The organism is Brasilonema angustatum (assembly GCF_059505445.1).
In genome coordinates this window covers 51016-62115 of sequence record NZ_JCACKO010000024.1, presented here as the reverse complement: position 1 = coordinate 62115, position 11100 = coordinate 51016, and the positions used below count along the sequence as shown (strand labels likewise).

Genomic DNA, 11100 nt, shown 5'->3' with positions numbered 1-11100 from the left:
TGCTCCTCTGCTGCCTATTTGTATCAACCTTAAAGTGAAACGGTATAAGGGGGTAGGGGGAAGAAATAGGAGGAGGTTAAGGGTGTAATGAATATAAAAAACTCCGTCAATACAACGTAAGCCACCTACACCCCTACACCCCTACACCCCTACACCCCACCCCTACCCTCCGGTGTTGTCGGCGGAAAGGGATTCTACGAACCTGAGGACAATCAAGTTAAAACCGTGTCTCATAATCAAGTTGCAAACGACTGTCGTCTGAGAAACTTGTTGAACCTCGTACAAGAACATCATCATTGACTCGATAGATAATGTTATAACGGAAAGGCTCATCGGTTAAGAAAACCCGCGATAGGGAAACGGAGAAATTCTTACTTAAATCAAATACACCTTCTGCTGTCAAACCGAGAACTGAATTTGATGCTTCTCGTTCATTTTTGCTCTGCTTAGAAACAGAGCTAGGATAGATACGAAATTCACTAAAGCCGATCGCCTGTCCGATCGCAGTGATACTTCCTTGCAAACTACCGAATATAGTAGAACCAGCTAGGGTAGCAATTCCAGTTGTTGCGTCTGATTGACCGAAGCTATTAATAATAGAACCGCCTAACAGAGAAATAATTTCTGCTTCACTGCGGCTAGGTTCGCTAGTTAGTTCCAGATTACCAGCTGACAATCGACTCGCTGGTCCTGTTGCTGTGGCGCGAACACGAACAGTACGTAAAGTCCCAAAGTTAGTTGCAGAAACATCACTAATTTCGCTAGAAAAAGGAGAGGTCAAAATGCGATTACTCGTTGCCCCGCTTGCCTCTGGTACAATTGCCACAAGCCGGACATCTAACTCGGGATCGAGTCCTCGATTAGGTGTAAATTCTGCAGTCTGTTCGTAGCCCCGTTCTAAGGTAAACTGAGTTGTAAATAAGTTCACTTGTCCTCCCGTCAGACGAATAACTCCTTCGGGACGAGGTTTGGCTAATGGACCATTGATAGTCAGATCACCTTTGGCGTCAAAGCTGAGTATAGAAGGACTGAGTTGCCCTCCTGGTACAAACCCGCCGAGTATCGGCTGAGTGGAGACACGAATACCTTTATCTAGAACAAGCTGTAAATTATTAAACGTTACAGGTAAATTTGGTGGAGTCGGGGTGGCTGCGGTGTTACCTTGTGTACCTTCTGGTTCTATGCCATAGGTTGTTGTTGTACCATCAGGTGTGTTAGATTGTGCCGTTTGTGTTTGTTGGACAGTGAAAGTCTTTATTGCATTATCGGTTGTCTTTTTTGCACTTGATGATTTTGTACTGGCTGTATTCGATTGTCCAATGACAACTTGACCATCACTCAGCGTAATTTTCCCACCAACATTAGGAGATAGTGCTGTTCCACCAATGACAACATTACCAGTGACACCGCCTTGATACAACCCTTGAACTTTCAAATTCAGATTGTTCACCGACACAGTCAGGGGATTTGTTGCAGCTTGCTGCTGTGCTGCTCGATTTGCAAAAATGGGAAGAATTCCTGCAGCAGTCACGTTACCTTTATTGTATTGCCCTTGAATACCTTGAACCAATAGTGTGTCGCCATTAAATTGCAGCGTTCCTGTGACATTTGTCAAGGGTTCAGTTAAGGCTTGAGCTTCAATAGTCGCATTATCGACTCTGGCAACTCCGTTAATAATTGGCTGCTTTAAAGTTCCTTGAATATCAACATTAACTTCCCCTAGACCATCCACCCAACTGACTTGTTGATTGGTAAACAAGTTTAACAGTGTTAAGCCTTCATTCTGCACTTTGGCATTGATCCTAATTTGATCGCTATCTGGTTGAACTGAAGCGAAGGGCAATGCAAAAGGTATGTTTCCTGTAACATTAACAGGCTGTGTCCCAGTTAACAACAAGGTACTGCCAAAATTCAAACGAGCATTGTCATAGTTGAAATTTAATTGCCCTGTCTGCACTGGCTGTTTATTTATCGTACCATCCACCAGTGTCAATTCTCCGATCGCGCTGGGGTCTTTTGAATTACCACCCAGTGTAGCGACAGCACTCACATTCCCTGTGACATCAACTGGTAATTTGTCTATGAAAGGCTGTGCAAGTGATAAAGGTAAATTTGTCACTTGCAACTGTCCGGACAGTTGTTCTGTTCCTAATTGTCCTGAGTAAGCCAAAACTCCTGGATTCAAGTCCACACTGAATGGTGATAATGTCACAATACCATTTGCAAAAGTGCCTCTGGCTATGACATCTTTAATGGAGTATTGGCCCCATTTCCAGTTATTGCCACCAAAATTAAAGCTAGCATTCAACCCTGACTGTAAAGAACCAGCGACTTCAATTCCTCCACTAAGAGTACCTTGTAATTCTGCTAGTGTGGGCAAAGTCGTTGGTTCATTTTGCTGTTGTTGCTGTTGTGCAATTAGGGTGACAATTTTTGAGAAAAACTCTAGCTGTTTTAGCAAATCTGCATCTGGCAAAGTAACAGGCTTTGTTTGCAAAACTTCTGCCCTCGCCAATTTTGGACCTTGCAACCCTCCACCAAAATCCCCAAAGTCAAAAACGTTGAATGCTTCTAGGAGTCTTTGGATTTTCGTTTGGTCAAAGTTAGCTTGGAGTTTAAATTGAGGGTTGTTTCCTGTTTGCACATTTCCATTTAGGGCAATGCTGCCATCTCCTATCTGCAATTGACCATTTGTTAAGCTAGCAGCACCATCGGCATAACTGATATTACCTCGAAACTCGTCTGCTGTGACTCGACCGACGCGGGGTTTGGCGATCGCCACATTTCCCACCGCACTATAGTTATTAAGATTGACGGTTAAATTAGCAGATGCTTGTCCTGCAAGGGGTTTTAACGTATTGTTAGGAATGAATCCCTCAGCAAGAGCGATAGGAAAACTCCGCACATTGACGAGCAAGTTGTCTCCTTCAGTTCTACCGGTTGCAACTGCCTCACCACGTCTGAATAAAAATGAAGTTGGGCGATTGTTCGGACTAATATCAACTGCAACTTGGTCTTGCCTACCTGCCAGTCGCAATTGTCCTCCTTGCCCTCCCTGATATCTTACATTCCCAGCTAACACTGGGTCAAATGCTAAATTATTGACATTTAAATTTTCCAGCCGGATGTTTCCAGAAGCGTTAGGAGTTGTTGGGGTACCTGTAACTTGTCCAGTAAAATCAAGTTGTCCTTTCAGCGCTATCTTACCAGGAAGATTACCGCTCGCTTTCTGGAGATTGTAATTCCGCGCTTGGACATTGAGATTGAAACCAGTCACTTGAGGTGTACCCGTTTCTGGTACTTGAACAGCAACAACACCGTTAGCACTCAATCCGGGAGAAGTTGCACGTTGAAGAATAATCTGTTGTCCATTCCACTGAACTTGTGCTGTGATTGGTTGTGCAAGCAGCGATAACCCTTGTGATAAGCCGACTTGCCCTGCAACTCGAATATTTGAAAGCGCAAAAGATTCAGTTGTTCCTGCTAACTGTAAGTTGCTATTAAGTCGTCCTTGCAGTTGTTGGGAGAAACGGTTGAGTTGAACTTGAGAAATATTAGCAGCTGCTTGCCAGCGACCATTATTAAGATTAATATTTCTGACGTTAACCGTACCTCCTGCCACACCATTAAGATTTGCTTGTCCAGAAGCTTGAATCGTTGACGGTTGAAAGGAAGCGGTGGTTCCCGATAAATTCAATTGACTGTTTAAGACTCCTTTTTGAAGCTGGGCTGGTACCTGTGCAAAACGGCTTAACTGAATTTGCTGTGCATTAACAAAAGCCCGCCAGCGACCGTTATCAAGATTAATATTTCTGACGTTAACCGTACCGCCTGCCACACCACTGAGGTTTGCTTGTCCAGAAGCTTGAATGTTTGACGGTTGAAAGGAAGCAGTTGTTCCAGATAAATTCAACTGACTGCTTAAGACTCCCCCTTGAAGCTGGGGTGGTACCTGTGCAAAACGATTCAATTGAATTTGCTGTGCATTAACAAAAGCTTGCCAGCGACCTTGTGTTAGCTGACCTCTCGCCCTAATTGTACTACCTGCCACTTTCGCAACAGCATCTCGCAAGAGAATACTATTACCCTGTTGATTTACAACAACTTGCCCAGTGGTGGGATAAGTGGCTGTGGGTGCTTGCACCTGTGCGACTGTTTGGAGATTACCAAGTGAGCCAAAAGTCCTAGCGTTTGCTGATATATTACCAATGGTAAAATTGGGTGAAGCTTTGTAAGCTTTGGCAATCGCATCACCTGGTAAATTTTGAGCTAGGACATTTAACGAAACTCTGCCTTGAGGTGCCAATTGAAGTTGACCGTTTGCGGTGATTTTGCCTCCGATTTCTGGCGTGGCTTGAACGCTGGCAATATTGACTTGTAACGGCTGCTTACCAAGTGAACCAGAACCAAGAGAACCAGAGACTTTGGCGTTGGCGGAGATACCACCAATATTGAAGGGAACTGAAACGCCATAACCTTGGGCGATCGCATTTCCTGGTAAATTTTGAGCTTGAACATTTAACGAAACGTTACCTTGAGGGACAAGTTGAACTTGACCGTTTGCGGTGACTTGTCCTCCGGCTGGCGGCGTTACTTGAACGCTGGCAATATCAAGCACCAAAGGTTGTTTCCCACCGCTTGGTGAACCAGAAATTGCAGCTTTTGCTGATACATTACCAATAGTTGTGGGGAGAGTAAAGCCATACGAAGTTGCCAGTGCATCTGCTGAAATTCCTTCAGCTTGAATGTTAAATTTCGCTCCAGCTTGTTGGGGATTAGCTGCGAGTGGAATTTCACCGCCACCTGTAATTTGTCCACCTGTTGCAGGAATTATCTGCAGATTAGAAACGGCAATAGTAGATGCAGTTTGAGATACACTTAGACGAAAGCCAGTGCTAATAGTCTTAAATACAACGCGGTCAACTTGAATGGGTTTTGTGTTACTTGCTGTTCCGCTCAAAATTGGCTGTTGAATTGATCCTTGCAACTGAATGTTTGATTGTATTTCTCCAGCAACCGGAACGGGTAAATTCACTTTTAGCGAATCGAGAACATTTTTCGCACTAACCGGCTTTACCTGGGCTGAAATGTTGAAACCTGTTTGAGTATTGAGAGATCCATTGACCAAAGTCGGAACTTTGCCATAGTTCGTGCTGAGATTTTCTAGAGTAATTGTCTGCCCTTGGAAGGTTAATTTGCCATTGGAATTGATAAACTTTTGGGGAACCTTTTGAACTTGAGCCGTGACTTGATTAGCAACAGCCGTTCCATTAATCGCAATGTTCTGCTTATTGCCTTGCTGGGGATCTGGCTCTAATTGTACCGTTAAGTCAGCACCCACACGACCTGCTTCCAAAACAATTGGTAACTGAATTAATCGACTAACATCAGATGCTAGAAAATTCTGCGTTTGTACCTTGAGGTTCGTTTGTTGTGATTTCAGTCGTGTGTCTCCGCTTATTTTAACTGTCCCTCCGCTGGTTGGTTGAGCACCAATGTCATAGGTAACTCCTTCATTTTTCGGCAAAAATCGTGCAGTTCCACTCACTTGATCTAAAGCAACTGAACCTTTGGGTGTATTTGGTGTTGATTTTGGCACTAACACCACATCGCCATTCTGAATTTTTAGTGTCTGCAACTCAGTTTGAATAACACTTTTTCCCTCTCCTGTCTTAATTTGAGTTGTCACCCAACGCCCTTGTTTATCTTGTTCAAGGTAGACATTAGGTTGAACTAAAGTGACATTTAACCCCAATGTCCGTTTGAAGATAACTTCTAAGGGTGAGAACTCTACTTCCACAGCTTTTGCTGCAACTCTGTCTGGATCAGTGGAAGTTGCTGGTATTGAAAGTGAGCCAAATCTCAGGCTAGAAAGGGAAAATCGCTCAACTGCTCCTATTTTCACTGGTCTTCCAACCAGTTGCTGAAGATTTTTTTCTACTAATGGTGCCAAATCTTTATACACATAGTTCCTCGCCCACAAAACACCACCTGCAATTCCAGCTAGTAAAATTACTCCGAAAACAATACTAGTACGTCCTAACAGAAGGAGCCACAAACGACGATTCTTAGGCTCTTGTTCATTTTCTGAATTTGGAGAGCGCGTCATACTCGTTACCAGTATTGTTAGTTAAAGTGGGTAATTAAATTAGCAATTTACAGTTTCTCAGGGTTAGTCAAATAAGTTTAAATTGGTTTTCAAACAATACAAAATTATGTTACTGGAAATTGTCGTGTTTATGGAACTACTTTTTGTGAGTTTTGTGAAACGTGACAGCTCCACTGTAATTGCATCATCAATACTGAAAACGACTATAGCGAGAAAATAGGGTAAAATGCTGTAATCTTTGTGGACAAATTAAAGTTATGATCAAAAATCTGACTACAGAAGTATTTTTGCAACTATCAAAAGGAATAATTAAGCTAAAACACCTAGAAGTTGCATCTTTTCTAGTGATGACCGTCATGATTCACAATCAATAAACCAGCTTATTTTGAACACACAACTCAACAGTTATCAGTTATCAGTTGTCAAGATTTCTTGTGATTTGTAATACAAAAATTGATGATATGCCTGATACAAATGATTTTTCTACAATTATTTACCCCTGCAAGAGAAAATTTTGCTTGACTGCTGGCTATTTGTATTAATCTTAAAGTGAAACGGTATTAAGGGAGTTAGAGTCTCTCACTTCTAAAACTGCTGTGTTTCAGTCGGCGTAGAAATCTCGTTATGTAACCTTGATAACTGCGTCGGTAGCTGGTCACTAATTTAACAAATTTACTTGTTGTTGCTTTATTCTGACTCTGGACTTTGTCGCAAGTCATCAAACTTTAATCACCTATCTAAAAAATGATTGAAATGTTAAGATTTCTTGTCAAACTCAATACATCTGAGTATAAATACTAAAATTTTGTCACTGCATGAATTAAGGATGTGCATCTATGCAATCATCTCGGCCTCATCGAATATTAATTGTGGACGATTGTGAACTCAATCTGGCTTTGCTTCAAAGTGCTTTAGAAGAAGAGGGCTACGACGTTGATATAGCCAACAATGGGAGTATCGCTTTAGCAAAAATAGAGGCTTCGCCACCTGATTTAGTCCTGTCAGATGTGATCATGCCTAAGATGAACGGTTATGAGTTAGCCCGATGTATCCGCCAAAATGAGAAGTTACCTTTCATTCCTATTCTGCTCATTACGGGTACTCAACAGATGACTACCATGCAAGAGTTAGATATAGGGTTTGATGATTTTATCCGTAAGCCCATCAATTTGGATAGATTGCTTGCACGCATCAATGCGTGTTGGAACTAAGGTACTGAGTAAATGGGCGACAATGAAATATATAGGATTCCTATTTGACTTTTGCTCAGCTAGGTACAGTTTATGTTAATCGTTAAGCGTTAAGCCTTCTTTGTTAACGGGACTTAAACATTTTTCCTGTCAAAACAAGCCTCAAATCTTTACAGGGCAAGGAAAATACACCAAATACCCAAAAATGCCTAAAACCCAGATATATCAACAAACTAAGTAAAACAATGTCAAAGTCTTTTAGGATATACGTTTGAAGCTTTTTTAGCTGTGTTTTTTGTCTAAGTCCCATTAAGCGTTAAGCGTTCCCTACCTTAACTAATAAGTTCATAAACCAAACCAGATTCCTATAAGTTGTTGTTAATAATCTAACTCTCGGCGACCTTCCAAAGCTCTTGCCAAAGTCACCTCATCGGCGTACTCCAAATCCCCACCCACAGGTAAACCAAAAGCAATCCGCGTTACTTTGGTAAATGGCTTTAGCAATTGACCAACGTACAGTGTTGTTGTTTCACCTTCCACACTTGGACTAATTGCCAAAATAACTTCTTCAGGCTTGTGCTGACTCACCCTTCGCACCAAAGCTTGGATAGTCAACTGTTCTGGACCAATGCCCTCAATAGGAGAAATCACCCCACCTAAGACATGATACTTGCCTTTAAACTCACGAGTTTTTTCCAAGGCAATCAAATCACGGGAATCTGCTATCACACAGAGAGTCGTATTGTCACGGTTTGGGTTGCGGCAAATTTCACAAACTGGTTCAGCAGATAAGTGAAAACAAACAGAACACAAACCCACCTGTTTTTTTGCCTCAATCAAAGCTTGCGCCAGAGCCTCAACTTCTGCTTCTGGTCGCTTTAAAATATGTAATGCCAGACGCTGGGCAGTTTTAGGACCAACTCCAGGTAAGCGTTGGAGTTGTTCAATTAAACGTGCTAGAGGGCGTGCGTAAACCGTTGTCTTATCTCCAATGAGTTCTAATCATAACTATGATGGCATTTATGAGAGCTTGGTGGGCACTGTTTGAGAGTTATTTGGTTATTACTTTCAATAAACATAAGGGTGTAGGGGTGTAAGGGTGTAGGGGTATAGGGGGATCATGGGTGTAAGGGCGTAGGGTACTCCGTGGGCGTGGTAGGATATAAGCTGGACAACTCGTCAATCTTTCCGGAATGTCGCAGGTCATTTTTGTATAATGGTATTGCTCAATGACCTATCTGACCGTATTGAACAGACAGGCAAACATCAAAGTAGGCGTAACAGCCTTGCCGCAGAAAAATCGGTAGATCAAAGGAAAGAATTTGCCGCTGGAAGGTGTATGCACAGTCCATGTGAATTCTTGAATCACAATCAAACTGCCTTGGAATACGCAGGGCGGCTGCGCGGGTTCCTCTTTGTGAGGATAAAGGTAAAAATACCTCCAGACGCGGTGTAAGACCAATTTGTAGCAATACAAAAAGGCAGCAGCGAATGAGACGCGTTTGTAGAGCGTGCACCTTAGTGCTTAGCTCTAACTATAAACGATACTCCGTTTTATTAGTAGGTACTTCACCCGCTTACCAGGATAGAGCATACTCAGAGTCGTTAGCGATAAACAGTAACTCTTGTTTGCTGTCTAAATGCTGCCTAAAGATATGCCGGAAAAATCGATGGAAACCGAGGCTCAGTTGAGGAAATTCAACAAACTCTTCTGACACCGGACACCGAAATTGTAAAGGAGGAACTCAACGTGTTTAAGCAAATTCTGACAGGTAGCTATATTTTTGTATTTCTTCTTGTCAGCAGCCTGTCGGCTCATGCACAAGCACCAAAACCTACATCTCCATCTTCTTCTCCATCCCCTCAAGTTCCAGGAACACCCCAAACCAAAGTTAGTTCAGAGGAACTTCAGAAATTTGCAAACTCCATAAAACAGTTGAGGGTGATAAAGCAGGGAGCAGTTCAGCAGATGGGGGATGTTATAAGTAAGTCTGGTCTGAGTCAAGAACGATTTTTGGAAATATATAAATCACAGCAAAATCCTCCAGAGAAGCTAAAACAAGCAATGACCCCACAGGAAAAACAACAATATGAAAAAGCTGTCACAAGTTTAAAGTCAATTCAGGAAAAAGCTGATACAAACATGCAGCAAGTCTTGCAAAAGGAAGGGTTAGGCCTAGAACGTTTTAATCAAATTCAAGTAGCAGTCAGCCAAGATCCGGCACTTAAGCAAAAAGTGCAGCAAATGATTAAAAGCTAGTCTTGAAGGTCACGCCCAAAGAGTGTAAGCAATTTTGTGAATATGGGGATGCGATCGCGTAAGCGCAAGCGCACGAATCGGGAATTGCGCGTAGTGGTGAGGGGGTCCAGTCTTGGACGCCACTTCCTACCCTACGGGAAGCCGCTAGCCCCTAAGGGGGCGCTGCGCAAACGCGTCTACAAGTCGGGCATTGCCCCCCCCAACAGAGTGGCTCCGCTTCCCGTCGATTGCGACCCCCCGTTAGCGCAGCGTGACCGCAGGGCATAGGTCATCCCCGTAGGGCTCCCAGAGGCGAGCTAGGCGCTGCTGCCAAAGGCAGATCGCACAAAGCATGATTATTTTGACGGGTGGTTGCACAAAGCGTATTGCTTTGCACAACCACCTAAAATTTAATTAATCCCGAGTTGCATTCATTTTGATAAAATGTCATTTTACCAGTACTAGTCATCACCCCTCTGAGTCAATTATGGATAACGAGGTTGTTCTTTTTCTTGTCAGCGCCAGTGTTTTCATCCTCTACCTCATCTTCTCTGCGTTAACTGAAATGGGCACAAAGTTACCTTGGAAAAAATAGCGTCAAGTGACCAAAACTACTCCTTTATGTGCCCGTAATCCGTAGGAGAACCCGTAGGGTAGATTACCGTTTAGGTAGCACTCGGTGCACCGGGTGCAAGGGAGAAGAAATTACATCGGTAATCTTACACGCACAAAGGGGAGTAATTGATCCCCTACACCCCTATCCCCCTACACCCCTAATTGCTGACTGAACTCTCAGCTTCAGGGGCGAGGTGAGCATTTATCTTATGACTGCTGCTGGATCGCACATTGTGTATATAATTCCAACAACAGAAAAAGGGAGTGTGGTTTCTATGTCATCCATCATCAGGTTTGCTACAGAACAAGATGCTGAGCAAGTTTTGGAAATTTACGCCCCCTTTTGCGAGTATTCACCTGTGTCTTTTGAAGTTCAACCACCAACTTACGATGAAATGCAGCAGCGGATTGCAAAAGTTCTACAGAAGTTGCCTTGGCTGGTGTGCGAACGTGATGGAGAAGTTCTAGGATATGTTTATGCTACACCTCATAGAGACCGAACTGCCTATCAGTGGGCTGTTGATGTATCTGTTTATATCCATGAAGCAGTGCGTCGCTCGGGCGTAGGACGAGCTTTATATACATCGCTGTTTAAAATTCTCGTACTTCAAGGTTATTACAGCGCCTACGCAGGTGTCACTCTCCCAAACACAGCCAGTGAAAGACTTCATAAAGTAATGGGATTCCAGTTCATAGGAATATATCAAGGTGTGGGATACAAGTGTGGTGCGTGGCATGATGTCGTGTGGTATGAGCTATCTCTGCAACCGCGAACACCGAATCCTAAGCCTCCCATCAATATCAACGTATTACACAGTACCTTAGAATTAGAATACGCTTTGGCAAGTGGACTACCTTTCCTCAAGCTTGGTGTCCATTAAGAAATTATTTCACACATTGAGATTTTTGATTTTTGCCAAACTACCCTGACAAACTGCTAAATTTCA

5 protein-coding genes are annotated in these 11100 nt (G+C 43.0%); 3 read left to right on the top strand and 2 right to left on the bottom strand.

What is annotated here, in order from left to right:
* Positions 1–217: 217 nt before the first annotated feature.
* On the bottom strand, positions 218–6109 hold the full coding sequence (locus AC5JM2_RS06270) for a translocation/assembly module TamB domain-containing protein (RefSeq protein WP_495834043.1): 5892 nt from the start codon (positions 6107–6109) through the stop codon (positions 218–220).
* 836 nt (positions 6110–6945) lie between these two features.
* On the opposite strand from AC5JM2_RS06270, the gene AC5JM2_RS06265 reads away from it, so the two are divergent.
* Positions 6946–7320, top strand: coding sequence for a response regulator (locus AC5JM2_RS06265; RefSeq protein WP_495834042.1), 375 nt, complete (start codon positions 6946–6948; stop codon positions 7318–7320).
* Positions 7321–7677: 357 nt separating this feature from the next.
* Here the strand turns inward: AC5JM2_RS06265 and recR are convergent, their stop codons facing one another.
* Positions 7678–8292, bottom strand: coding sequence for a recombination mediator RecR (gene recR, locus AC5JM2_RS06260; RefSeq protein WP_210615678.1), 615 nt, complete (start codon positions 8290–8292; stop codon positions 7678–7680).
* Between the two features lie 757 nt (positions 8293–9049).
* Here recR and AC5JM2_RS06255 point away from each other — a divergent pair.
* Positions 9050–9559 (top strand): DUF4168 domain-containing protein, encoded by a 510-nt coding sequence (locus tag AC5JM2_RS06255; RefSeq protein ID WP_495834041.1) that lies wholly within the window; start codon positions 9050–9052, stop codon positions 9557–9559.
* An 869-nt stretch (positions 9560–10428) separates the two neighbouring features.
* Positions 10429–11034 carry an arsinothricin resistance N-acetyltransferase ArsN1 family B gene (locus AC5JM2_RS06250; RefSeq protein ID WP_495834040.1) on the top strand — a complete coding sequence of 202 codons (606 nt, stop codon included), beginning with the start codon at positions 10429–10431 and terminating at the stop codon, positions 11032–11034.
* Positions 11035–11100: the final 66 nt, after the last annotated feature.